General features: G+C 67.3%; 16 protein-coding genes. 9 read left to right on the forward strand and 7 right to left on the reverse strand.

Annotation, left to right across the window (positions count from 1 at the left end; translation table 11 throughout):
• Positions 1-118 precede the first annotated feature (118 nt).
• A complete protein-coding gene (locus P7L68_RS20055; protein ID WP_372001053.1) occupies positions 119-2,986 on the forward strand; it encodes a site-specific DNA-methyltransferase in 2,868 nt (955 codons plus the stop codon).
• A 19-nt stretch (positions 2,987-3,005) separates the two neighbouring features.
• On the forward strand, positions 3,006-6,113 hold the full coding sequence (locus P7L68_RS20060) for a BPTD_3080 family restriction endonuclease (protein ID WP_372001054.1): 3,108 nt from the start codon (positions 3,006-3,008) through the stop codon (positions 6,111-6,113).
• Between the two features lie 27 nt (positions 6,114-6,140).
• On the opposite strand, the gene P7L68_RS20065 is transcribed toward P7L68_RS20060, so the two are convergent.
• From P7L68_RS20065 to P7L68_RS20085, 5 genes are all read right to left on the reverse strand, one after another.
• Positions 6,141-8,276 (reverse strand): 3'-5' exonuclease, encoded by a 2,136-nt coding sequence (locus tag P7L68_RS20065; RefSeq protein WP_372001056.1) that lies wholly within the window; start codon positions 8,274-8,276, stop codon positions 6,141-6,143.
• Between the two features lie 79 nt (positions 8,277-8,355).
• Positions 8,356-9,108: a pyridoxine 5'-phosphate synthase gene (locus tag P7L68_RS20070; RefSeq protein ID WP_372001057.1), complete on the reverse strand. Its 753-nt coding sequence runs from the start codon at positions 9,106-9,108 to the stop codon at positions 8,356-8,358.
• Between the two features lie 211 nt (positions 9,109-9,319).
• Positions 9,320-10,840 carry a glucosylglycerol-phosphate synthase gene (gene ggpS, locus P7L68_RS20075; RefSeq protein WP_372001059.1) on the reverse strand — a complete coding sequence of 507 codons (1,521 nt, stop codon included), beginning with the start codon at positions 10,838-10,840 and terminating at the stop codon, positions 9,320-9,322.
• A gap of 59 nt (positions 10,841-10,899) precedes the next feature.
• Entirely contained in the window at positions 10,900-11,622 is a 723-nt protein-coding gene (locus P7L68_RS20080) for an HAD-IIB family hydrolase (protein ID WP_372001060.1), read from the reverse strand.
• Entirely contained in the window at positions 11,622-12,761 is a 1,140-nt protein-coding gene (locus P7L68_RS20085; RefSeq protein ID WP_372001061.1) for an NAD(P)H-dependent glycerol-3-phosphate dehydrogenase, read from the reverse strand. Before P7L68_RS20085 ends, P7L68_RS20080 begins: the two co-directional genes overlap by 1 nt.
• Positions 12,762-13,012: 251 nt before the next feature.
• On the opposite strand from P7L68_RS20085, the gene P7L68_RS20090 reads away from it, so the two are divergent.
• The 5 genes from P7L68_RS20090 (at position 13,013) to P7L68_RS20110 (ending at position 18,562) form a co-directional block, all read left to right on the forward strand.
• The gene (locus tag P7L68_RS20090; RefSeq protein WP_372001062.1) at positions 13,013-14,644 is read left to right on the forward strand and encodes an alpha-amylase family glycosyl hydrolase; all 1,632 of its coding nucleotides are present in this window, start codon (positions 13,013-13,015) and stop codon (positions 14,642-14,644) included.
• A 35-nt stretch (positions 14,645-14,679) separates the two neighbouring features.
• Positions 14,680-15,138: a GFA family protein gene (locus P7L68_RS20095; RefSeq protein ID WP_372001063.1), complete on the forward strand. Its 459-nt coding sequence runs from the start codon at positions 14,680-14,682 to the stop codon at positions 15,136-15,138.
• A 155-nt stretch (positions 15,139-15,293) separates the two neighbouring features.
• Complete coding sequence (locus P7L68_RS20100; protein WP_372001065.1) at positions 15,294-15,938, forward strand: TetR/AcrR family transcriptional regulator; 645 nt, start codon at positions 15,294-15,296, stop codon at positions 15,936-15,938.
• Positions 15,939-15,941: 3 nt separating this feature from the next.
• Positions 15,942-16,892: an aminotransferase class IV gene (locus P7L68_RS20105; protein ID WP_372001067.1), complete on the forward strand. Its 951-nt coding sequence runs from the start codon at positions 15,942-15,944 to the stop codon at positions 16,890-16,892.
• Positions 16,892-18,562 carry a N,N-dimethylformamidase beta subunit family domain-containing protein gene (locus P7L68_RS20110; protein ID WP_372001069.1) on the forward strand — a complete coding sequence of 557 codons (1,671 nt, stop codon included), beginning with the start codon at positions 16,892-16,894 and terminating at the stop codon, positions 18,560-18,562. The genes P7L68_RS20105 and P7L68_RS20110 overlap by 1 nt, the downstream gene beginning before the upstream one ends.
• Before the next feature lie 234 nt (positions 18,563-18,796).
• On the opposite strand, the gene P7L68_RS20115 is transcribed toward P7L68_RS20110, so the two are convergent.
• Positions 18,797-19,591, reverse strand: a complete 795-nt coding sequence (locus P7L68_RS20115) for a crotonase/enoyl-CoA hydratase family protein (protein WP_014748240.1) — start codon at positions 19,589-19,591, stop codon at positions 18,797-18,799.
• 165 nt (positions 19,592-19,756) lie between these two features.
• Between P7L68_RS20115 and P7L68_RS20120 the strand changes: the two genes are divergently transcribed.
• On the forward strand, positions 19,757-20,833 hold the full coding sequence (locus P7L68_RS20120; protein ID WP_372001072.1) for an AraC family transcriptional regulator ligand-binding domain-containing protein: 1,077 nt from the start codon (positions 19,757-19,759) through the stop codon (positions 20,831-20,833).
• On the opposite strand, the gene P7L68_RS20125 is transcribed toward P7L68_RS20120, so the two are convergent.
• Positions 20,799-22,226, reverse strand: coding sequence for an FAD-binding oxidoreductase (locus P7L68_RS20125; RefSeq protein ID WP_372001074.1), 1,428 nt, complete (start codon positions 22,224-22,226; stop codon positions 20,799-20,801). The genes P7L68_RS20120 and P7L68_RS20125 overlap by 35 nt on opposite strands.
• A gap of 253 nt (positions 22,227-22,479) precedes the next feature.
• On the opposite strand from P7L68_RS20125, the gene P7L68_RS20130 reads away from it, so the two are divergent.
• Positions 22,480-24,132, forward strand: coding sequence for an amidohydrolase family protein (locus tag P7L68_RS20130; protein WP_372001076.1), 1,653 nt, complete (start codon positions 22,480-22,482; stop codon positions 24,130-24,132).
• The last annotated feature ends 46 nt before the right edge of the window (positions 24,133-24,178 follow it).

Genomic DNA, 24,178 nt, shown 5'->3' on the forward strand with positions numbered 1-24,178 from the left:
CCACATCACCCCCTAGGCACACCCGCGTCTCGCGACCATAATGGCGCCGGGATCACGCCCCCCGCGCTTGGGATAGGGGGGTGAAACTGTGCGATGCAGACGGGAGGGGCGGCGGTTCATGGCCAGGAAGCCGATCGAGGTCACCACGCTGAAGCATGATGCAGCAACCCGGCGGAACATTCCGACCGCCGAGCTGGAAGCGGTGATGACCGACGGCGACAAGGCTCCGCTGGCCGTCGCCTATGCGCGGCGCAACCCCGATCTGGACCCGCAGCTGATCTGGCGCGGCAAGGAGGCGCCGGGAACGGTCGACGCAGGGGCCGAGGCGGCGACGCTGAACGTCGCGGCCCCCCCGCTTTATATTCAGGAGAAGGTCCACCCCCAGGTCCTGATTGAGGATCTGCGCCGCGAAACCGAGGCGCGCGCAGCCGAGGCCCGGGCGGCAGAGGCCGGCGACACGCCCGATCTGTTCGCCGACTTCAACGGCCTGCCCGATGGCGAGGCGGTGACCGAGTTCTATGCCCACGACCAGCACTGGTCGAACCGCATGATCCTGGGCGATTCGCTTTCCGTGATGGCAAGCCTGGCCGAGCGCGAGGGGCTGCGCGGCCAGGTGCAGTGCATCTATTTCGACCCGCCCTATGGCATCAAGTTCAACAGCAATTTCCAGTGGTCCACCACCACCCGCGACGTGAAGGACGGCGATCGCGGCCATGTGACCCGCGAACCCGAACAGGTCCGCGCCTTCCGCGACACCTGGCGCGACGGCATCCATTCCTACCTCTCTTATATCCGCGACCGCCTGACGGTGGCCCGCGACCTGCTCAGCGAGAGCGGCAGCATCTTCGTGCAGATCGGGGATGAGAATGTCCATCGGGTGCGGGCGGTGATGGATGAGGTGTTTGGAGATGGGAATTTGATCTCCGTCATCTCCTACATAAAAACTACCAGTCAGACTTCGGAATATATCGCGAGCGTCAATGATTACGTTCTCTGGTATTCAAGAGATCGATCTAAATTTAAATATCGGCAAATGTATTCCATGAAAAGAGTCGGCAGCGATGGCGCATCTGGTTATAGCCGCATTGAAGAGGCGTCGCTTATTAGGCGAAATATGTCGATTGAAGAGCGACGTTCCCCGGAATCAATTCCAGATGGCGCGAGAGTTTTTTCATTGGATAACCTTACGAGCCAGAGGCCGCCGGGAAATTTTCCGGTTCTTCTGTCAGGTCGGAAAATTACTCCAAATCGAGGGTATTGGAAGACTGGGGAGATCGGCATGCTTCGCCTTCAGAAGGCTGAGCGTGTAGAATTGGTGGGCAACACGCCTAGGTATGTCAGATATATTAATGATTTCCCTGTGTATCCGATCAATAACGTTTGGGTGGATACTGTCACCGCAGGATTTTCATCTGACAAGATTTACGTCGTGCAGACGCTCGAAAAGGTCGTCGAACGCTGCCTCCTGATGGCCACCGACCCCGGCGATCTGGTCCTCGACCCCACCTGCGGGTCGGGCACCACGGCCTATGTGGCCGAGCAATGGGGGCGGCGGTGGATCACCATCGATACCTCGCGGGTGTCGCTGGCCCTGGCGCGGTCGCGGATCATGGGCGCGCGCTACCCGTATTATCTGCTGGCGGATTCCGAAGAGGGCCGGCGCAAGGAGGCGGAGGTGACGCAGAGCGTGCCGCGCTCCGGCCCGGTCGGGGGCGATATCCGCCAGGGCTTCGTGTATGAGCGGGTGCCGCACATCACGCTGAAATCCATCGCCAATAACCCCCGGATCGACGAGATCTGGGAAGCGTGGCAGGCGCGGCTGGAGCCGCTGCGCGCGGCGCTGAACACCGCGCTGGGGAAATCGGACAAGGCCGGCACGGCCTGGGAAGACTGGCAGATCCCGCGAGAGGCCGGCCGCGACTGGCCGGAGGCCGCCAGCCGCGCCCATGCCGCCTGGTGGGAGGGGCGCATCGCCCGGCAGCGCGAGATCGATGCCGCGATCGCCGCGCGCGCCGACAGCGAATTCCTGTATGACCGCCCCTATATCGACCGCGGCAAGGTCCGCGTCGCCGGCCCGTTCACGGTAGAAACCCTGTCGCCGCACCGCACGCTGGCGGTGGATTGGGACGATGAGCTGATCGACACGCTGAAGGCCGCGGAAACCCGGCGCGCGGGCGGGACCGGCGGGCCGGTGGTGCCGGATTTCGCCGCCATGATCCTGGACAATCTGCGCGCCGCCGGCGTGCAGCAGGCGCATAAGGAAGACCGGATCAGCTTCACCAGCCTGACCGGCTGGCCGGGCGACCATATCTGTGCCGAAGGCCGGTTCTTCGAAGGGGCGGACGACACCGGCCGCGAACGCCGGGCGGGCATTCTGGTCGGCCCGGAATTCGGCACGGTGTCGCGCGCCGATCTGGTGGCCGCGGCGCGCGAAGCGGGCGATGCCGGCTTCGACCTGCTGATCGCCTGCGCCTTCAACTACGATGCCCATGCCGCCGAACTGGACAGGCTGGGCCGGGTGCAGGTGCTGCGCGCGCGCATGAACCCCGATCTGCATATGAGCGCCGATCTGAAGACCACCGGCAGCGGCAATCTGTTCGTGATTTTCGGAGAGCCCGATATCCGCATCGAGCCCGCGGACGAGGCCGGTGCCGACATGATCCGGGTGCGCATCCAGGGCGTGGACGTGTTCAAGCCCCAGAGCGGCGAGGTGATTTCGGAAGGCCCCGAGGGCATCGCCCTCTGGATGCTCGACACCGCCTATAACGAAGAGAGCTTCTTCGTCCGCCACGCCTATTTCCTGGGGGCGAACGATCCCTACAAGGCACTGCGCACCACGCTGCGGGCCGAGATCGACCAGGATGCCTGGGACAGCCTGCATTCCGATGTCTCGCGCCCCTTCCCCAGACCCGCCACCGGCCGGATCGCGGTCAAGGTGATCAATCATCTCGGCGACGAGGTGATGAAGGTGTTCCAGGTCGACTGACCGGCGGAGGCAGAGCCCGATGACCCAGTCCTTCTTTGACCGGCCGATCCTGAATTCACCCTATCTGATGCCCGACCGGCATTGGGAACTGGTCGACGGCCAGCCCACCGACCGGATCATCCCCCGGCGCCGCCGGTCCGATCTGGTCACGCCGGTGCCGCAGCCGCAGAAGCGGCGCAGCATCGCCAGCCAGGCGGCGCTCGACCTGGGCGGCCGGGCGGCCGATCGCGGCGAGGATCAGGTCTATAACCCGACCCCGATCATCAACGAAGTCCGCGCGCTGATGGAAGACTGGCGCCGGCTGCCCAATCCCAATGACTGGAAGGTGACGCCGGAAACCGCCCGGCTGCTGAAACACTGGCGATCGCACAATTTCCAGGGCGTGCGGCCGTTCTTCTGCCAGATCGAGGCGGTGGAAACCGCCATCTGGCTGACGGAAGTGGCCCCCCATCTGGGAGAGCGCAGCCGGGGCATCCTGGCGCATCTGAAACAGGCCAATCGCGAGTTTAACGGCGAGCTGTTCCGCATGGCGCTGAAGCTGGCCACCGGCGCCGGCAAGACCACGGTGATGGCGATGCTGATCGCCTGGCAGACGGTGAATGCGCTGCGCCATCCCGGCAGCCGCCGGTTCAGCCGCGGCTTTCTGATCGTCGCCCCCGGCATCACCATCCGCGACCGGCTGCGGGTGCTGCTGCCCAACGACCCCGAAAGCTATTACAAGACCCGCGAAATCGTGCCGCCCGATCTGCTGCCGGCGATGAACCGGGCGATCGTGGTCATCACCAACTATCACGCCTTCAAGCTGCGCGAGACCCTGGAGATTTCCAAGGGCAACCGCGCCCTGCTGGAGGGCCGCACCGGGCCGAAGCTGTCCACCCTGGAAACCGAAGGCCAGATGATCCAGCGGGTGATGCCGGAACTGGCCGGGCTGCGCGACATCGTGGTGCTGAACGACGAAGCCCATCACTGCTACCGGCCGAAGCTCAGCGATGCCGAGGGCAGCACCGAGGCGGATCTGAAGGGCGACGAGAAGAAGCAGGCCCAGGACGATAACGAGACCGCGCGGCTCTGGTTCTCGGGGATCGAGGCGGTGCGCCGCCGGCTGGGCCTGGCCCTGATCTGCGACCTGTCGGCCACGCCCTTCTTCCTGGCCGGATCGGGCTATCGCGAAGGTGCGCTCTTCCCCTGGACGATGAGCGATTTCTCGCTGATGGACGCGATCGAATGCGGCATCGTCAAGCTGCCGCGGGTGCCGATCGCCGACAACATGGCCTCGGGCGACATGCCGATGTTCCGCAATCTCTGGGACCATATCGGCAAGAAAATGCCCAAGAAGGGCAAGAGCCGCTCGGGTGGCGGCGGCTATGACCCGTTGAGCCTGCCCTCGGAACTCCAGACCGCGCTGGCGGCACTTTACGGCCATTACGAGAAGGTGTTCGCGCTCTGGCAGCAGCAGGGCATCGGCGTGCCGCCGGTGTTCATCGTGGTGTGCAACAACACCACCACATCGGATCTGGTCTACCGCTATATCTCGGGGTTTTATCGCGAGGAAGAGACGAACCAGGGCGACGCCGCGCCCCGGAGGGAGGACGGCGGTCTCAGCGGCCCGTTCGAACAGGGCCGGCTGGCGCTGTTCCGCAATTTCGACGACTACGGCAACCCCCTGCCCCGCCGCAACACCATCCTGATCGACAGCGCGCAGCTGGAAAGCGGCGAAGGGTTGAGCGACGCCTTCCGCGCCGCGGCCGCCGACGAGATCGCCGAGTTCCGCCGCGAGATCGTGGAGCGCACCGGCGACCAGCGCGCCGCCGACAGCATCGACGATGCCACCCTGCTGCGCGAGGTGATGAACACCGTCGGCAAGCGCGGCCGGCTGGGGGAACAGGTGCGCTGCGTGGTCTCGGTGTCGATGCTCACCGAAGGCTGGGACGCCAATACCGTGACCCATATTCTGGGCGTGCGGGCCTTCGGCACCCAGCTGCTGTGTGAACAGGTGGTCGGCCGGGGGTTGCGCCGGCAATCCTATGAACTGAACGCCGACGGGCTGTTCGACGTGGAATATGCCGACATCCTGGGCATTCCCTTCGACTTCACCGCCAAGGCGGTGGTGGCGCCGCCGGCCATCCCGCGGGAGACGGTGCGGGTGCGGGCGGTGCGGCCGGAACGCGACCCGCTGGAGATCGTGTTCCCGCGGGTCGAAGGCTATCGCGTCGATCTGCCCGATGACCGGATCGATGCCGTGTTCAGCGCCGATTCGGTTCTGGAACTCACCCCGGATCTGGTTGGCCCCTCGATCGTCAAATGCCGCGGCATCGTCGGCGAAGAGGTCGACCTGACCGTCGAACATCTGGACGGCATGCGCCCCTCGACGGTGATCTATCACCTGACCCGGCATATGCTCTACACCCGCTTCCGCGACCCGGGCGAGGCGCCGAAACTGCATCTTTTCGGCCAGATGAAGCGGGTGGTGCGCCGCTGGATGGAGGGCTGGCTGCGCTGCGCGGGCGGCACCTCCCCGGCCCAGCTGGTCTATACCGAGATCGCCGACATGGCGGCGGAGCGGATCATCGCCGCGATCAACCGCGCCATCCTGGGCCAGGATGGCCTGCGGGCCCCCGGCGGAGGGCGGATCCGTGCGATCCTGGACCCGTACAACCCCTCGGGGTCCAGCCGTCACGTCAACTTCACCACCTCCAAGCCGCTGCGCTGGCAGACATCGCCCGATCACTGCCATGTCGACCTGGTGATCTGCGACAGCGAATGGGAGGCCGAATTCTGCCGGGTGGCCGAAGCCCATCCCCAGGTCCGGGCCTATGTGAAGAACCAGGGTCTGGGGCTGGAGGTGCCTTATCTGGACGGCAACATCCCCCATCGCTACCTGCCGGATTTCATCCTGCGCATCGATGACGGCCGGCCCGACCTGCTGAACCTGATCGTCGAAATCAAGGGCTTCCGCGGCCGCGACGCCCGGATCAAGGCCGAGACCATGCACACCCATTGGGTGCCAGGGGTGAACAATCTCGGCCAGTTCGGCCGCTGGGCCTTCGCCGAATTCACCGCGGTCTATGAAATCGAGGCGGCGTTTGCACGGCTGATGGAAGAGGTACGGGGACAGATGGCTGCCTGAACGGGATGGGCAGAACAGGGCGGCTCGTCAGGCTTCAAGATCCGCCAGAAATTCCGAGCCCGGCGCCACGCCCGAGACCAGCAACCGGTCGCGGGCGCGGGTGCAGGCGACATAAAGCAGATGGCGTTCGGTGTCGTAGACATGGTCGAGATCGGCTTCGTCGGCGATGGCGGCGATGCGGGCGGCCGATGGCAGCGCGTCATCATCGCAGGCCATCACCGCGACCGCGCGGAATTCCAGCCCCTTGGCCACATGCATGGTGGCGATGGCGATCCGGCCGTCGGCCACCGCGACCTCGGCCCCCAGATGGGCCGGGACCAGACCGAGTGCGGCCGCCACCGCCTCGGCACGTGGCCGCAGGCTGTCGTCGCGGATGATCAGGGCGATTTCCTCGGGCGACATGCCGTCATCCAGCAGGTCGAGCACCCAACCGGCGATCAGGCGGATTTCGGCCGCTTCGTCGGCGGCCAGCCGGATCTCAGGCGGTGGGCCGTCGAACAGTGAGACGGTGCCGTCGCGGCCCTCGCTGACGCCGTCGACATCGGCCAGCACATCTGGCAGCAGCCGGTCGGCCCGGGTGCGGATCTGATGCGAGGTGCGGTAATTGACCTTGAGCACATGCGACCGGCCGCGGATGTCGATGCCGAGTGCGGCCCAGGAAAAGGGCTGGCGGAAGATCCTCTGGCCCAGATCGCCGGCGAAGAAGAGTGTGTCGGGGCGGGGAGCATCGGGGCGGGAGGCATCGAGGCGTCCGGAACCGGAACGGGCGAGGCTGGCCAGGAAGCGCAGTTCGGCCGGCCCGACATCCTGCGCCTCGTCGACGATCACCGCATCGAAGCGCGCGTCATCGGTGGGCAGCCCTTGCGGCGGTGTGGCCGGGATGATCGCGGTGTAGATCGCGGCAAGCGTGGTGAAGCCCTGATCGGCCAGATCGGCACGCACCGCATCGACCACCGCCCAGATCTCGTCGCGCTGGCGGGAACCCAGCCGGGTGCGGCGGCCAAGGCGCGGCGTGGCCCTGTAGGCCGCGGCATCGGTCAGGGCGCGGGCCTCGATCACCTCGTGCCATTCGGCGGTGATGAAGCCGGGGCGAAGATGGCGCGGGCCGGTCGGCCCTGCCGCCCGGGCCAGGATCGCCGCCCGCACGGTTTCCGCATCGGCGATCCGCACCGGCCCGAGCCGCGCGCGTGCGGCATCTTCCGCCAGATCGGGCAAGGCCCGCACGGTGATGCGGGCCGCAAGGTCGCTGTCATGGCCGGTCAGCCGCTCCAGCTTGTGGGCCAGGGCAGCGGCGAGCGGCGCCGAGACGGTGGTCAGCAGCACGCGCGCCCGGGCATCCCGGCGGGCGATCCAGGCCGCGCGATGCAGGGCGACCACGGTCTTGCCGGTGCCGGCAGAGCCGGCGATCCGCACCGGGCCGCCATGATCACGCTCCACCAGCCGGCGCTGATCCGGATGCAGGAACACGATCCAGCGATCCCAGGGGTAGTCCAGCGCCCGGCGCAGATCTTCCGGGGTGTGGATGGTGCGGAACCGGCGCCCGTCATCGGGATGTTCGAAGGCCGCAGTGCCCCCGGCGTCGGGGCGGGCCGGCAGACGGCCCGTGGAGACATAGTCGAGCAGCGCCTCGACCGCCTCCTGCGGCAGGCGTTCGGCCACGTCGAAGAAATCGGGCGACGAGGCGTGCCGCACGGCCTGAAGTTCCGAAGGCGGCACGCCGATGCCGAGCATGTCGTCATCGGTGAGATCCAGGAAGAGCGGCGGATGCCATGGCTCCTGGGGGACATCTGCCGCCTGCCGGAGCTGTGGGGCGGCGCCCTCATCGGGGCCGGCAACTTCCGGTAGCACCACGATCTGCATGGCGCCGGTCACCGGATGGCGTTCGATCCGCCGCCGTTCGGCCCAGCGATAGGCGGCATCATGATGGTCGACATAGGCCAGCAGCAGCGCGTCGTCCAGCCGATGCAGAATGATACGGATGTCGGCATTCACCCGCACCGACCAGAAATGCCGATCTGCCGCCCGGTCGAGCCGGTGCATCCGCAACCCCGGCGCCGCCGGATCCAGCTGCAGATCGAAAGCCGCGGTCTTGGCGGCTTTCAGATCCGGCCCGTGGAGCCTGCGCAGCCCGTCGACAAAGCTGTCGGCGATGCGGAAATCCATGGCGCCCCTCCCCCCTGCCGATCCTGCCCCCGTCTTCGACGTATAAGCCGTGGGGGCAGATCGCGCAATGGTAGGGCGTTCAGCAGATGCCGTTGATGATGTCCAGATACCGCCGCACCGTCTCGTCCCAGCCATAGTCCAGCGCTTCGGCGGTGATGGCGTGGCCGATCGAGACTTCCAGGCAGCCAGGCGCGCGCGACAGGAAATCGGCGAGGTTGACCAGGTTCAGGTCGTGGCCGGCATTGAGGCCGATCCCGGCTTCCGCGGCGGCCTGGGCGGTGGCGGCCACATAGGCGGCGGCGGGTTCGAAATCCGGGCGCTCCCAGGCCATGGCATAGATGCCGGTATACATCTCCACCCGGTCGGCGCCCAGCGCCTTCGCCGCGGCCGGGGCCTTGGGGTCGGGGTTGATGAACACGGCGATGCGCGCGCCCGAGGGCCGCACCAGATCGATGCCCCGGGCCAGTTCTTCCGCACGGCTGCCGAAATTCCAGCCCTCTTCCGAGGTACGGGCGCCCGGCGCATCGGGGACCAGCGTCACCTGATGCGGGCGGACCTGGTTGACCAGTTCGGCGAAATCTTCCGAGGGGTAGCCCTCGATATTGAACTCGGCACCGATCACCTCGGGCAGATCGGTCGCAAACAGGCCGGCCAGATCGAACACGTCGCTGCGCCGGATATGGCGTTCATCCGGTCGGGGATGGACGGTGATGCCGTGTGCGCCCGCGCGCAGCACCCGCTTCGCCGTCGCCAGCACGTCGGGATAGCCGTTGTCGCGCTGATTGCGGAGCAGCGCCACCTTGTTGAGATTGACGCTGAGCTTGGTGGTCATTTGCCGCCATCCCCTGTCGTTCGCACATGCGCCCCATGCCGGTCATCCGGGCGAAAACACGCCCCGCCTGCCCTGGCCGGAAGCGGCCGGGCGGGCGAGGCGGGGGACAGGATATATCCGGAAGGCCGGCGCCTGCGACCGATTGTTCAGCGAAATTTCTTCAGCCTGAACCGCAGCCTCCGGCAACTGCCGGCGCAGGCATGACGCCGGGTCACACCGCCTTCAGCGCCGGCGGCTCGTCGGGCCTGCCGATCTCGTCGAAACGCTCGAAGGTATGATCGGCCCAGCGGGCCACGTCGTAGCGGCGCACCGTCTCGTACATCGCAGCCATGCGCGCCCGCGCCTCGTCGGGCGCCATGTCCAGCGCCTGATCCATGGCCGCATCCATCGCCCGGTCGGAATAGGGGTTGGCCAGGATCGCCTGCGGGAACTCCACCGCGCAGCCGGTGAATTCCGACAGCACCAGCGCGCCTTCCTGGCCGCGCTTGGCCGCCACATATTCCTTGGCGACCAGGTTGAGGCCGTCACGCAGCGGCGTGATCACACAGACATCCGCCCGGCGGTAATAGGCGATCAGCTTGTCGAAGGGGATGGCGTTCGAGAACAGCAGGATCGGCGTCCAGCCAAGGGTGGAGAAGCGGCCGTTGATCCGGCCGACCAGGGCTTCCACCTCGCGCTGGGTGTCGCGATAGATCCGCATGCCCGCCGCGGCCCGGACCGAAACCACCACCAGCTTGACCTTGCCGTGCAGCTCCGGCCGGCGTTCCAGCAGGCGTTCATAGGCCTGCAGGGTCTCGCGGATGCCCTTGGTGTAATCGGTGCGGCCCACCGCCACGATCAGCCGGCGATCGCGAAGTTCCTCTTCGATCTCGGTCTGAAGCGCCTGGTTGGCCTCGGTGTCGAGCACCCTGGCCACGAAATCGGGGTTGGTGCCCACCGGGAAGGCGTCGATGCCGACCTTGTGGCCCTTGTGACGCACCGCCACCGGGACTTCGGGTTCCGACAGCGCCAGGCCCGAGGGCGACATGCCATCCTCCACCCGGGTGCTGGCATCCACCTCCACATCGCGGAGCGCGCGGGCGACATCGGCGAAGTTCTTGGCATAGCGGGGAATGTGGAAGCCGACCAGATCGCAGGCGAGCAGGCTGTCCACGATCTCCTCGCGCCAGGGCAGGATGTTGAACACATCCGGCCCCGGGAAGGGGGTGTGGTGGAAGAAGGCGATCTTCAGATCAGGCTTGATCCGGCGCAGATAGCCGGGCACCAGCCAGAGATTATAGTCGTGCACCCAGACCAGCGCATTGTCTTCGGCCTGGGCGGCGGCGGCTTCGGCGAACAGCCAGTTGACCTCGCGGAAGGTGTTCCAGTCGGTGGTGTCGTAGCGGAACAGCCAGGGGAAGGAATGCAGGATCGGCCACAGCGCCTCCTTCGAGGTGACGTGGTAGAACATCCTGACCTGTTCGGCGGTCAGCGGCAGCCGCGAGACCGAATACCGGCCATAGCTGTCCTCGATATCGATCACCCGCTCGAAGCTTTCCTTGCGCTTGGGGCTGACCTGTTTCCAGGCCACCCACGCGCCCTTGCCTTCGGGCACGCGGCCGAAAAAGCTCTTCAGCGTCGGAACGATCCCGTTCGGGCTTTTGTTTTCACGATAGACGACGCGGTCGCCGACCACCTCTTCCTCATAGGGCTGACGGTGATAGACGATCACGAGCGATGACTTGCGGTTCATCCCTGTCCCTTTCGATCTCGGTTGCGGCTCCGACGGCGTGCGGGCGGTTGCCCGCCGGCTCAATCGAGGCCGAAATGGCGGATCGCCTCGGCGATGCCGGCAGCACCGTGGCCGGCGCTCCGGTAAACCCAGGGCTTGTCGGTCAGTTGCTCAACGAGGCGCGGTTCGGAATTGCCGACCGCCACCCCTTTCAGTCCGGTTTCGAACAGCGAGAGGTCGTTCAGCGTGTCGCCGGCGACCAGAACCCGGTCGGCCGGCAGGTTGAGGGTTGCGACCAGCTGCTGAAGGGTCGGCCCCTTGGCCACACCCTTGGGCAGCACGTCGAGGAACGTATCGGCCGAGAGCAGCCAGTCGAAACCGGCGGCCGCGATCTTGTCGAGGGTTGCGGTCTCAAGCTCGGCCGGCTCGTACCAATAGCTCACCCGCCGCTCGAAGGGGGTGGGTTGCAGCCGGATGCCGGGCTCGCCCGACAGCATGGCCTTGACCCGGTCCCCCGCATCGTTCCAGGCCCGGGCGATCGGCGCCTGAACCTCGTCCACCACCCGGAAATCGCGGCCGGCGACCACGGTGGTGCCCACATCGCCGATCACGAAATCCGGATGCGGCATGCCGGGTTCGGCCACGAGTTCGCGGATGAAGCCCAGATCACGGCCGGTCACGAAGATCAGCAAGGCATCGTCGCGGGCCTGAAGCGCCTGGTAAAGGGCGCGCCGGTCTTCATCCGAGCCCCCGAGGAAGGTTCCGTCGAGGTCGGTTGCGAGTATCAGCTTGTGATCGGTCATCAGGCGTCCGTCGTCTCAAGGTCGCTCGCGCGGTGGGCGGGGTGGTCGATCGCGACCACCGGCTCCAGCGCGCGGCTTTCGGCCCGGATCGGGCGGGTGAGCAGGGCGGTCATCGCGGCATCGATGTCGAGCCGGCCCCGGATGACGGCGTGTACCGCTTCCGAAATCGGCATCTCGACGCCGAGCCTGCGGGCCAGCGCGGTGACGGTCTCGGCATTCACCGCCCCTTCGACCACGGCCGACTTGCCGGCCAGCGCCTCGTCGGGCGTGGCGCCGCGGCCCAGGGCCAGGCCGAAGGTGAAGTTGCGCGACTGCTCGCTGGAACAGGTGAGCGTCAGATCGCCGATGCCGGCAAGGCCGGTGACCGTCTCGCGCCGGCCGCCCAGCGCCTGGGCCAGCCGCTTCAGCTCGGCCAGGCCCCGGGTGATGATCGCGGCGCGCGGATTGGAGCCGAGCCCCCGCCCGGCGGCGATGCCGCAGGCAATGGCGAGCACGTTCTTGACCGCGCCGCCGACCTCCACCCCGGTCAGATCGTCGGAGAGATAGGGCCGGAAGCTGGCGGTGCCCAAGGTGACCGCGACCCGGGCGGCGAGCGAGGCGACCAGCGCCGCCCCCATGCTTTCCGGGTCGAGCGGCCCGTCCTCGTCATCCTCCATCGGCTGGACATCGGCCGAGGCGATGGTGACGGCGGTGGGCTGGCCTTCGGCCACTTCGGCCGCGAAGCTGGGGCCCGAAAGCACGGCCTGCGGACGGCCGGGCATGACCTCGGCGATCACCTGGGTCATCAGCAGGCCGGTGTCGCGTTCGATCCCCTTGCTGCAGATCACGACCGGCATGCCCGGCGCGGCATGGCGCCCTACCTCTGCCGCCATCGCCCGCAAAAACTGCGAGGGGATGACCAGCAGGGCAAGATCGGCGCCGTCGAGCGCCTGCCCCATATCGCCGGTGACCGAGATCCCGGCCGGCATGTCGTGGTCTGGAAGAAAGGGATTGCGGCCGCCGGCACGGATCGCCGCCACGGCCTCGGCTTCACGGATCCACAGCCGGGTCTCACGCCCGGCACGATCCGCCACCATTGCGAGCGCGCTGCCCCAGGCACCGCCGCCGATCACCGCCACCCGTCTGAACGGCGCGATCACGGGCACGGGCTCCGGAGCGTTGCTGCTCTCCTCGATACTCACCGCGATGATGCTCCCTCGTTGTTGTCGGTCGTGCCACCCCGGCACAGCACGTCGCACCGGGCAGCACGTTGGCTACAGATATATGCTGCGCTGCAGCGAAATGAAGGGATCCCCCCGGAAAACCACGAAAGGACGCGTGAAAGGCACGGATCAATCGGTATGATCATAGCACGAGGCGCCAGCGGGCGCGACAGCGAAGGAACGAACTGATGCAATGGTGGCGTGGCGCGGTGATCTATCAGGTGTATCCGCGCAGCTTCCAGGATACGAATGGTGATGGTGTCGGCGATCTTCCCGGTGTCACCAGGCGTTTGGGACATCTGGCGGCATTGGGTGTGGATGCCGTCTGGATTTCACCCTTCTTCAAGTCCCCGATGGCTGATTTCGGTTACGACGTCGAGAACTATCGCGAGGTCGACCCGCTTTTCGGAACGCTCGATGATTTCGATGTGATGCTGGCAGAGGCGCACCGGCTGGGGCTGAAGGTCGTGATCGACATGGTGTTGAGCCACACCTCGCAGCGCCACCGCTGGTTTCAGGAAAGCCGGCGCAGCCGCGAGAATGCCCGCGCCGACTGGTATGTCTGGGCGGATCCGCGCCCGGACGGCACGCCGCCCAACAACTGGCTGTCGATGTTCGGCGGCAGCGCCTGGACCTGGGAGCCGCGGCGGCGGCAATACTACCTGCACAATTTCCTGGCCGATCAGCCCGATCTGAACCTGCATCTGCCCGAGGTGCAGGATGCCCTGCTCGACGAATGCCGTTTCTGGCTGAACCGCGGCGTCGACGGCTTCCGGCTGGATGCCTGCAACTGCCTGACCCATGACCCGCAGTTGCGCGACAACCCGCCACGCCCCGCCGACATGCCACCGACCGAAGCGGTGACGCCCTCCAATCCCTACAACTATCAGCGGCATCTTTATAATAAATCACAACCAGAAACCCTGGGGTTCCTCAAGCGCCTGCGCGCGCTCACCGATGAATACGGCGATATCCTGCTGCTGGCCGAAATCGCCGACGACGACAGCCTGAAGGTGATGCGCGACTATGCCGGACCGAAGGCGCCGCTCCATACCGCCTATTCCTTCGCCCTGCTCGGCCCGGAATTCGATCCGCGCCATGTGACGGGCGCGGTTGCAGCCTTTCATGCCGACGGCATCGACGGCCGTCCCGGCCGGGACGGCTGGCCCAGCTGGGCGTTCAGCAATCATGATGTCGAGCGGGTCGTCTCGCGCTGGGGCGGGCGGGACGCGCCGCCGGAATTCGCCAAGGCCCTGATCGCGCTGCTCTGCTCGCTGCGCGGCACGGTTTTCCTCTATCAGGGCGAAGAACTGGGCCTGCCCGAGGCGGATGTGCCTTACGAACAGCTGAAGGACCCCTACGGGCTGAACTTCTTCCCCGATTTCGCCGGCCGCGACGGCTGCCGCACGCCGATGCCCTGGGAGGATGGCGACCGTCATGCCGGCTTTTCCACCGTCGACGGCTGGCTGCCGATCCCCAACGACCATCTGCTGAGGGCGGTGGCGGCCCAGGCGGCCGATCCGCAATCGGTGCTGTCCTTCACCCGCCATTTCCTGCGCTGGCGGAAAGCCCGGCCCGAACTTGTGACCGGTGACATCGACATCGTCGAGGCCACCGAGCACATGATCTGCCTGGTGCGCAGCCTGAACGGGTGCCGGCTGATGGTGGCGATCGAACTGGCCGGCCGCGGCGGATCCGTCGCCCTTGCGGGCGAGGTCGCGGAAGTGGACGAGGATCACCGCCTTGCCCTCGGCTGGGTAGAACGTGACCGCATCACCCTGCCGCCCTATGGTGCGGTCTTTGCCTGGCTGCGCGATTGACGGCGCATCGGACACCATCATCAGAGAGATGCGACATGGACGAGAAAATTGCCGGCACCTGCCGCTGCGGCACCGTCGCCTTCGAGGTGGACGGCCGGCCGCTGATCACCATGGCCTGCCATTGCCGCGAATGCCAGCATATGACCGGCAGCGCCTTCTCGCTCAGCAGCCTGTATCTTTCCGACCGCTTCCGGGTGACGGCCGGCACGCCGGTGGCGCGGCGGGTGGGGCAGATGGCCACCCATCATTTCTGCCCGGATTGCGCCAGCTGGCTGTTCACCCGCCCCGACGGCATGGACGAGCTGGTGAATGTGCGCGCCACCCTGCTGGCCGATGCGGCCGGTTTCCGCCCGTTCATCGAGACCTGGACCGCGGACAAACTCCCCTGGGTGACCACCCCCGCCACCCACAGCTATCCGGGCTTCCCGCCCATGGAGGCCTACCCGGCCCTGCTGGCCGAATTTGCCGGCGGCACGACGGCGCCCCGGCCCTGATGCCGGACGCGGCCCTTCGGGGCCGCTTTTTTTATGTCGGCCACCCAGCCATCAAACTCGAATAAATTCGAATTTACCGGCTTGAGCACCACCGGTTCTCACGCTAGGCTCATTCTCACATGGAATCGGATCGACTTCAGTTCGGGGGGAGCCGGATGACGTCGACGGTCGCGGATGCGCCCAGACAGCGGCGCGGAAGGCTGCGTTTCGAGAGCATTCTCGACGCGGCGGAAAGTGTGCTCCAGCAGCGGGGCACCACCGAAATCAGCCTGCCCGAGGTGGCGGCGGCGGCAGGCGTGCCGCCGGCCTCGCTCTACCATTACTTTCCCAACACGCGGGTGCTGCTGTTCGAGCTGGCCCGGCGCTATATGGAAAAGTTCGAGGTTCTGGCCGAAGAGGAGGTCGATCACGACCGGCTGGAGGCCTGGACCGATCTGTTCCGCATCCATTGCGACCGGGCGCTCGGCTTCTATCGCAGTCATCCGGTGGCGATGCGGCTGCTGCTGGGGCCGGAAAGCGGCTGGCAGATCCGATCGGCCGATCTGTCCGCCAACCGCCAGATCGGCGAGATCCAGTATGACCGGCTGCTCCGCCATTTCGTGGTGCCCGACAGCGACGAGCTGGCCCGCGCCCTGCCCGTCTCGATCACCATCGGCGATGCGATCTGGGCCCTGTCCTTCGCCCGCGATGGTGATGTGACGCCCGACATGGCCGCGGAATCGCTCCGCGCCCGCATCGCCTATCTGCGCCTCTATATTGCCGAGAACACGCCCAAGCGCGTCCATCCCCTGGGGGGTTGAGCCATGACCGATCAGAACGACAACAAGGCGGGCCGCTTTGCCGGTGGTGCCGCCTGGGTCCGCGGCCGTTTCGTGCCCATGGACGAGGCCGTCCTGCCCGTCACCGACTGGGGCTTCACCCGGTCGGATGTGGTCTACGACGTGGTCCACGTCCATGACGGCGCCTTTTTCCGCCTGCAGGACCATCTGGACCGGTTCGAGCGGGCGATGGCGCGCCGGCGGCTGAAGCCGGCCGAAGACCGGGCGGCGATCGAGGCGATCCTGCATCGCTGCGTGGCGCTGGCGGGGCTGTCCCATGCCTATGTCGCCATGGCCTGTTCACGCGGCCGGCCGCGGGTGGCCGGGTCGCGCCGCCCGGAAGACTGCGACAACCATCTGATCGCCTATGCCATCCCCTGGATCGACGTGATCCCCAAGGACGTTCAGGCCCGCGGCGCGCATCTGTGGATCGCCGGCACACCGCGCGTGCCCGATGCCTCGGTCGACCCCACGGTCAAGAACTACCAGTGGAGCGACCTGACCTCGGGCCTGCTGGAGGCCCATGACGAGGGGTACGACACCGCGATCCTGTTCGACCGCGACGGCTTCCTGACCGAAGGGCCGGGCTTCAACGTGTTCATCGTCTCGGGCGACCGGGTGCTGACCCCCGATCGCGGCGCCCTCCAGGGCATCACCCGCAAGACGGTGCTGGAACTGTGCGACGGGCTGGGCCTTGTGGGCCGGGTGGCGCCGATCACGCGCGAGATGCTGGACGAGGCCGACGAGGTCTTCACCACCACCACCGCCGGCGGGGTGATGCCGGTGTCGCGGGTGGGGGGCCGGATCCTGGGCAATGACCGGCCGGGCCCCGTGACCATGCGGCTCTACGACGCCTATTGGGCGGCCCATGCCGATCCGCGCTATGCAACGCCGGTGCTGCCGCTGGACGCGACCGCCGGGCTGGAGGCCGCCTGATGAGCACGGCAACCGGTTCCGGATCCGCACGGGGCGACCGCCCCGGCGGTGACCTGCGGGCAAAGCCGTTGTCAGGGCCGCGCAACGGCGCCCGGGAACTCTGGGCAGAGCGTCCGGAACCCGACGGGCCGGCGGCCGCCTGGTGCTATTCCGACCGGCGGAGCTACCGGCCGGGAGAAACGGTGCGGTTGCACCTGTCGTCGACCCTGAAAGCGGTGCGCCTGCGCATCCTGCGCGAGGGGGCGACGCCACGGCTCGCGGCCGAAATCGGGCCGCTGGAAACCGGGTTCCATGCGGTGCCCGAACGGGCCTGGGAAACCGGCTGTGGCTGGCCGGTGGCCCATGACTGGACCATCCCTGCCGATCTGGCCCCCGGCGGCTATCTGATCGAGATCCGCGATGCCGCAGACCCGGCCGCCCTGCCCCTGGGTCACCATCTGGTGGTGATCCGCAATCCGGAACCGGCGGGCGGCATCGCCCTGGTCGCCGCCACCGGCACCTGGTCGGCCTATAACGACTGGGGCGGCGCCAATCACTATTACGGCATGGACCCGGAGCGTCCGCGCGGCCGCTCCCCCATCCTCTCGACCCAGAGACCCTGGGCGCGCGGCCAGATCCAGCTGCCCGAGGGGGCGCCCCGGTCGGTGAACGCGATCCGCCCCCGCGGCCCCGGTCCGGCACGCTATGACTGCGTCGAATGGGCCTTCCTGCACGGCTTCACCAAATATTACGCGCTCGCCGGCTGGGCCTCCTACGAACGGCCCTTCCTGATCTGGGCGGAACAGGCCGGCTATCGGGTCGAGGTATTGACGCAGGAAGACCTCCATGCCGACCCGGCGGCGCTGGACGGCTATGACTGCGCGGTCTTCGTCGGCCATGACGAATACTGGTCGGCCGAAATGCGCGACACGGTGGACGGCTATGTCGCGCGTGGCGGCAGGGTGGCGCGCTTCGCCGGCAATTTCCTCTGGCAGATCCGGCTGGAGGACGATCTCCGCCGCCAGGTCTCGTACAAATACGATGCCCGCACCCATGATCCGATCCGGCTGTCGGGCGACACCACCCGCCTCACCAGCGCCTGGGAAGACCCGCTGGTCGGCCGGCCGGGGGCGGAAACCTTCGGCGTGAATGCGCTCCGCGGCATCTATGCCGCCTTCGGCGGCATGGCGCGGCGGGCACCGCGCGGCTTCACCGTCTTCCGGCCGGAACACTGGGCCTTTGCCGGCACGGGGCTCTGCTATGCCGACATGTTCGGCGACGAGGCCAATATCTTCGGCTTCGAAATGGACGGGCTGGACTACACCTTTACCGACGGCCTGCCGGAACCCCGCTTCACCGACGGCGCGCCGGATGGTCTTCAGATCCTGGCCATGGGCTGGGCGACCCTGGCCGAAGGCGGCCGGCCCCAGGACGGCTGGTCACTGATGCTGGGCGATGCCGATGCCCGCTTCCGCGCCGCGCTGCTGACCGACGATGCGTCGGAGGAAAGCCTCCGCAAACATGCCCGCGGCAGCGGCATGGTGGTGCATTTCACCAAGGGCGCCGGCGAGGTGTTCACCGCCGGCACCTGCGAATGGGTCAACGGGCTGATCACCCGCGACCCCTATACCGAGCGGGTGACGCGCAACGTGCTGGACCGGTTTTGTGGGGGGCGGGTGCACGGAGGTTGATTGCCCCCCAGGAACACTCCCCGTCTCTAAACCGTATTGCAGGGGCCCTTATCCTGCGTACTTTCCGAGGCCCGCGCTTAGCGCGGGTCTCCGTGTATCCGGGGTATGCGATGATGTACATTGCCGCCGCAAGCTTCCGGGAGTGCTGCACCCGAAGAAATCGTCGCAGCACTCCCGGACGTGACCGGGCAGAAATGACGCCCGGATATACAGGCAGTCAGGAGCCGACAGCCGTTACAGCTGCACCTTCTCCGTCCGCTTGCCGACGAAATCGCCCAGCCGGCCCTGGACGTCGTCGATGGCGGTCTGGACCATGCACATGATCAGGCCTTCGGTGTAAAGGCCGTCGGTGGCCGACATGTCCGAGATCTTGTTGATCGCGGTGACGATGGCGTAATTCGACAGCCGGGCATTGCCGGCGATCTTGCGGGCGAGGTCCAGCGCCGTCGCGCGGGCGTCGTCGGCGATGTAATGGGCAAGGCCCAGGCGCCGGCCCTCTTCCACATCGATCACGCGGCCGGTGAGCATCAGCTCGATCATGCGGCCGGGGGTGATGATGCGCGCGACGCGGACGGTGGCGCCGCCGCCGGTGAAGATGCCGCGCTGGCCCTCGGGCAGGGCGAAATAGGCGGTGCGGTCGGCGACGCGGACATGGGCGGCGGCCGCCAGTTCCAGCCCGCCGCCGACCACCGCACCCTGCATGGCCGCCACGATCGGGATGCCGCCATGCTGCATCTTGTCGAAAGCCCGGTGCCAGCCCTGGCAGACCCGCATGAACTCGGTCGGCGAGCGGCGCTTGGCGTGATGTTCCTTCAGATCCAGCCCGGCGCAGAAATGCGGGCCTTCGGTCTGCAGCACCACGGCGCCCACCTCGGGCGGCACATTGGAGAAGAAGGCGTCGATCTTCGCCACCGCCGCCTCGTCGAGCGCATTGCGCATCTCGGGCCGGTTGATGGTGACGATCGCGACATTGCCGTCGATCTCGATCTTCAGCACGTCGTCGGATGAGGGGGCGGGAATGGTGGTCATGCTGGCTCTCCGGATCTGCTGGCGGAATGCGCCGCACGCGGCACGCTGTGCCGGCGCCTTGCTCGCAGGCATACGCTGAAATCCCGCCGGAAAAAATCCCACGACCCGCCGCGGGATATGCATAATCCGCCAAACTTCATCCACGCGCGGCAGGAGGGCGGAGATATGCAGACCGATGCCGGCGACACGCTCTCGACCGGCTTCGTGCACGGGTTGCTGGAGGCGGCAGCCGGCATCACCACGCCCGACCGGCTGCGCAGCTTCGTCGCCGCGGCCGGCATCGCCCCCGACCTGCTGGATGCGCCGGCGGCCCGCGTGACCCGCGACCAGATGGTGGCGCTGTACCAGCAGGTGGCCATCGGCACCGGCGACGAGATGATGGGGCTGTGGTCGCGACGGATCCGCACCGGATCGCTGAAGCTGCTGTGCACCGCGATGCTCGATGCGCCCTCGATCCTGACCGCGCTCTATCGCTTCACCCGGGTCTGGAACCTGCTGCTCGACGACTGGCGGCTGGACTGCCGCCGCCTGGGCGAGACCATCGAGGTGACGCTGGAGAAAGCCGCAGACGACGCCCGGACCCGCCCCTTCGGCCATGCGCTGATGATGAAGCTGCATCACGGCGTGACCTCGTGGCTGGCCGGCCGGGAAACCCCGGTGACCGGGGTGGATTTCGCCTTCCCGGCACCGGCCCATGCCGCCGATCACGCCCTGCTCTTCCCCTGCCCCGTGCGCTTCGACGCGCCGGTCACCCGGCTTTGCATGCCGGCCGCGATCGGGCGGGAGAGCTTCCGGCGCAGCCGGCAGGAGATGCTGCCTTTCCTGCAGGCGGCCCCGCGGCAATGGCTGTTCACCACACTGCGCGAACCGCAGATGGCCGACCGGGTGCGCGACGAACTGGCCCGCCATCTGTCCGGCCCCGCCGATCTGGCGGCGGTGGCCGCCGCCCTCGGCCAGTCGACCCGCAGCCTGTCACGCCGGCTGGCAGAGGAAGGCACCAGCTTCCGGGCGGTGAAAGAGGCGCTGCGCCGCGACATCGCGATCCGCGACCTCACCCGCACCGACCGGCCGATCGCGGCGATCGCGGCGGCGCTGGGCTTCGATTCCGCCGCGGTCTTCCACCGTGCCTTCAAAAGCTGGACCGGCAGCACCCCGGGGGCCTATCGCCAGCCGGGCGGCGGGGCGGCCGGCGGGGAGAGCGGCGCTCCTACTTCGCGGCGCGGAACACGAGCGGGTTCATGATGCCCTTGGGATCCACCGCCTTGCGCAGCCGGGCGATCAGCTCGGCGCGCGGCTTCGGGCAGCGCCTGGCATAAGAGGCGGCCTTCAGCCGGCCGATGCCGTGCTCAGCGCTGATCGAGCCCGAGAACTGATCGACCACCCGATAGGTGATGTCCGACACGCCCTCGACCGCATCCCTGGATGCACCGGCCGGCAGCTGGACGTTGAAGTGGATATTGCCGTCGCCCAGATGGCCGAAGGGGTTGATCAGCGCATCCGGATGCACCCGCCAGATCGCTTCCGAGGCTGCATGGACGAAGGCCGGCACGTCGGACACCTGGACCGAGACGTCGTGCTTGACCTGAATGCCCGGCGCCAGGCGCTGGCCTTCGACGATGGCTTCACGCAGCAGCCAGAGCGCCTTGGCCTGGGCCTCGCTTTGGGCAATCGTGCCGTCGGTGACGAGCCCGGCCGAGAAGGCCTCTTCGACCAGCCGGTCCAGATCCTCCTGCAGGCGTTCGTCGGAACGGCCGGAGATTTCGGTCAGCACCGTCCATTCCGGCCGGCCGTCCAGCGGGTCGACCGCGCCCGCCACATGGGCGGTGGCGAAATCGATGCCCTGGCGCGGGATCAGCTCGAAGCTTTCCACCGCATCGCCGGTGAATTCGCGGCAGAGCGACAGCAGCTTCGGCCCGTCGGCGAGCGAGGGCAGCGCGAAGAACAGGGTGCGGCTGGCGCGCAGCTGCGGGAACAGCTTGAGCGAGGCGGCCGTCACGATGCCGAGCGTGCCCTCGGCGCCGATGAACAGCTGCTTCAGATCATAGCCGACATTGTTCTTGCGCAGGGTGGTCAGCTCCGACAGCACCGAGCCGTCGGGCAGCACCACCTCCAGCCCCAGCACCAGATCGCGCATCATGCCATAGCGCATCACATGGATGCCGCCGGCATTGGTGGCGATCAGCCCGCCGATCTGGGCGGTGCCTTCGGCCCCCAGGCTGAGCGGGAATTTGCGCCCGGCATCGGCGGCGGCACGCTGGACCGTCTCCAGCACGCAGCCCGCCTCCACCACCATCGAGAAATCGATGGTGTCGAGCGCACGGATCCGGTTCATCCGGCCCAGCTGCAACAGGATCGAGGCACCGTCGAGCCCCGGCACCGCCCCGCCGACCAGGCCGGTATTGCCGCCCTGGGGCACGATCGCGATCCCGGCCTCGGCACAAAGCCGCACCACGCCCGCGACCTCTTCGGTCGATTGGGGGCGGACCACGGCGATCGCCCGGCCCTTGTAGAGCTTCCGCCAGTCCTCGAGAAACGGCGCCATGTCGCCGTCATCGGTGATCAGACCGCGCGGGCCGGTGATCCCGCGCAGGCGGTCGATCAGGGTGTCGGGCGCGATGGTGGCGGCGGCAGGCATGGCTCCGGTTCCTCCGAATGATTGGCCGCTCTGCGCACGCCTGAGGTGACGAACGGGCCGGCGGCGGGGCGAGGATGGCAGGCTTGCGTCCCTCTGCCCAGGGTAAATTCATACATCGGATTTCAGTTGTCAGACAACTGACGTCATGCTACTCGTGACAACAGGCCGCGCCACTGGCATCAAGACCCTATGGGGACCCGCTTTGCGGGCTCCGCCATCCAAGGACAAGGCGCGACAGACGGGGATGAAACACGTGACCGACCGCAGCGGAAAGGCGCCGGAACGTCAGTTCCAGGCACTCAATCGTCCGAAAAGACTGTCCGACGAGATCGCCCGGCAGATTTCCGAGCGGATCGCGACCGGTGTCTTCGCCCCGGGCGAACGCATGCCGACCGAGGCCGAACTCGCCGTCGAGTTCGCCGTGGGCCGCAGCGCCATCCGCGAGGCGATCGCAAAATTGAGACAGGAAGGCCTGGTCACCACCCGCCAGGGTGTGGGCGCCTTCGTGACCGAGGATCCGGGTGCCGCCTCGTTCCAGATCGACACCGACGGGCTCAGGACCATCGAGGATTTCCGTCATGTGATGGAACTCCGCATGGAACTGGAGGTCAGCGTCGCGGCCATGGCCGCGCGCCGGCGCAGCCGTGCCCAGCTGGAGAAGGTCGAAGAGGCGTTCCAGGCCCTCAAATCCCGGCTGGAGCGGGGGGAAGCGGCGGTCGACGAACAGCACGCCTTTCACCGCGCGATCGCCATCGCAAGCAACAACCCGCATTACCGCGATTTCATGCAGTTCCTGGCCTCGCGCATCCGCGTGGCGCTGTCGGTGGAAACCGAACGCGCGACCGGCGGCCGCGATGCCGCGCGCAAGCTGCTGCGTGAATTCGAGGGAATCCTGACGGCCGTCCGCCTGGGCGATCCGGACAAGGCCCGCCGCGCGGCCTGGTTCCATCTGCTCCGGTCGGCGGACCGACTGGGCCTCCGCGGCCTGCAGGGTTGGGAAGAAAGCAGGATGACCTTGATCGGAGAGAATCTCATACCGGTCTGCGCCCCCGCAGATCCGCAGCCGCGCAAGCCGCGCTTCACCCCGCCGCCGGGCGCCTGCGACTGCCATGCGCATATCTTCGGCCCCGAAAGCCGCTACCCTTACACGCGGCATCGCACCTATACCCCGCCGGATGCCCTGCTGCCGGCCTATAAGCACATGCTGGCCACGCTGGGCATTCAGCGGGCGGTGATCGTGCAGCCCAGCGTCTACGGCACCGACAACCGTGCCACCCTGGATGCGATCCGTGCCGGCGGCCCGGATTTCCGCGGCGTGGTGGTGGTGGACGAGAATATCGACACCGCCGAGATGGAGCGGATGCACGAGGCCGGCGTGCGCGGCGTGCGCATCAACCTGCTGTTCAAGAGCGGCATCGAGGTCTCGGACGTCCGCCGCCTGGCCGAGAAGATCGCGCCCTTCGGCTGGCATATGCAGATGCTGATCGACGTGTCGGAATTCGCCGACATCCGCGAGACCCTGGGCCGGCTGCCGGTCGATGTGGTCTTCGATCATCTGGGCCATATGCCGACCTCGATCGGCACCGACCATCCGGGCTTCCAGGAGATGCTGTCGCTGCTGGCCGATGGCCGCGCCTGGGCCAAGATCTCGGGCGCCTATCGCATCACCTCGGCCAGCCGCACGCCCTATGACGATGTGGCGCCCTATGCCCGCGCGATCATCGCGGCCAATCCGGAACGGGTGGTCTGGGCCAGCGACTGGCCGCACCCCTATGTCAACATCCCGATGCCGAATGACGGCGACCTGCTCGACATGCTCGACGACTGGGCGCCCGACGCCGCCACGCGCGACCGCATTCTGGCAACCAACCCCGCCAAACTCTACGGCTTCGAAGAGTCGTTTTAGCCCCTCGCCGGGCAGCCACTCCGTGGCCTTGGCCGCCGCCTCAATG

It is taken from the genome of Tistrella mobilis (assembly GCF_041468085.1).
In the GTDB taxonomy this organism is placed as follows: Bacteria; Pseudomonadota; Alphaproteobacteria; order Tistrellales; family Tistrellaceae; genus Tistrella; species Tistrella mobilis_A.

What these genes read in the sequence shown, in the direction of transcription:
- P7L68_RS20055 (WP_372001053.1), top strand. Translation starts at nt 119, where the DNA reads ATGGCCAGGAAGCCGATCGAGGTCACCACGCTGAAGCATGATGCAGCA.
- P7L68_RS20060 (WP_372001054.1), top strand. Translation starts at nt 3,006, where the DNA reads ATGACCCAGTCCTTCTTTGACCGGCCGATCCTGAATTCACCCTATCTG.
- P7L68_RS20065 (WP_372001056.1), bottom strand. Translation starts at nt 8,276, where the DNA reads ATGGATTTCCGCATCGCCGACAGCTTTGTCGACGGGCTGCGCAGGCTC.
- P7L68_RS20070 (WP_372001057.1), bottom strand. Translation starts at nt 9,108, where the DNA reads ATGACCACCAAGCTCAGCGTCAATCTCAACAAGGTGGCGCTGCTCCGC.
- ggpS (WP_372001059.1), bottom strand. Translation starts at nt 10,840, where the DNA reads ATGAACCGCAAGTCATCGCTCGTGATCGTCTATCACCGTCAGCCCTAT.
- P7L68_RS20080 (WP_372001060.1), bottom strand. Translation starts at nt 11,622, where the DNA reads ATGACCGATCACAAGCTGATACTCGCAACCGACCTCGACGGAACCTTC.
- P7L68_RS20090 (WP_372001062.1), top strand. Translation starts at nt 13,013, where the DNA reads ATGCAATGGTGGCGTGGCGCGGTGATCTATCAGGTGTATCCGCGCAGC.
- P7L68_RS20095 (WP_372001063.1), top strand. Translation starts at nt 14,680, where the DNA reads ATGGACGAGAAAATTGCCGGCACCTGCCGCTGCGGCACCGTCGCCTTC.
- P7L68_RS20100 (WP_372001065.1), top strand. Translation starts at nt 15,294, where the DNA reads ATGACGTCGACGGTCGCGGATGCGCCCAGACAGCGGCGCGGAAGGCTG.
- P7L68_RS20105 (WP_372001067.1), top strand. Translation starts at nt 15,942, where the DNA reads ATGACCGATCAGAACGACAACAAGGCGGGCCGCTTTGCCGGTGGTGCC.
- P7L68_RS20110 (WP_372001069.1), top strand. Translation starts at nt 16,892, where the DNA reads ATGAGCACGGCAACCGGTTCCGGATCCGCACGGGGCGACCGCCCCGGC.
- P7L68_RS20115 (WP_014748240.1), bottom strand. Translation starts at nt 19,591, where the DNA reads ATGACCACCATTCCCGCCCCCTCATCCGACGACGTGCTGAAGATCGAG.
- P7L68_RS20120 (WP_372001072.1), top strand. Translation starts at nt 19,757, where the DNA reads ATGCAGACCGATGCCGGCGACACGCTCTCGACCGGCTTCGTGCACGGG.
- P7L68_RS20125 (WP_372001074.1), bottom strand. Translation starts at nt 22,226, where the DNA reads ATGCCTGCCGCCGCCACCATCGCGCCCGACACCCTGATCGACCGCCTG.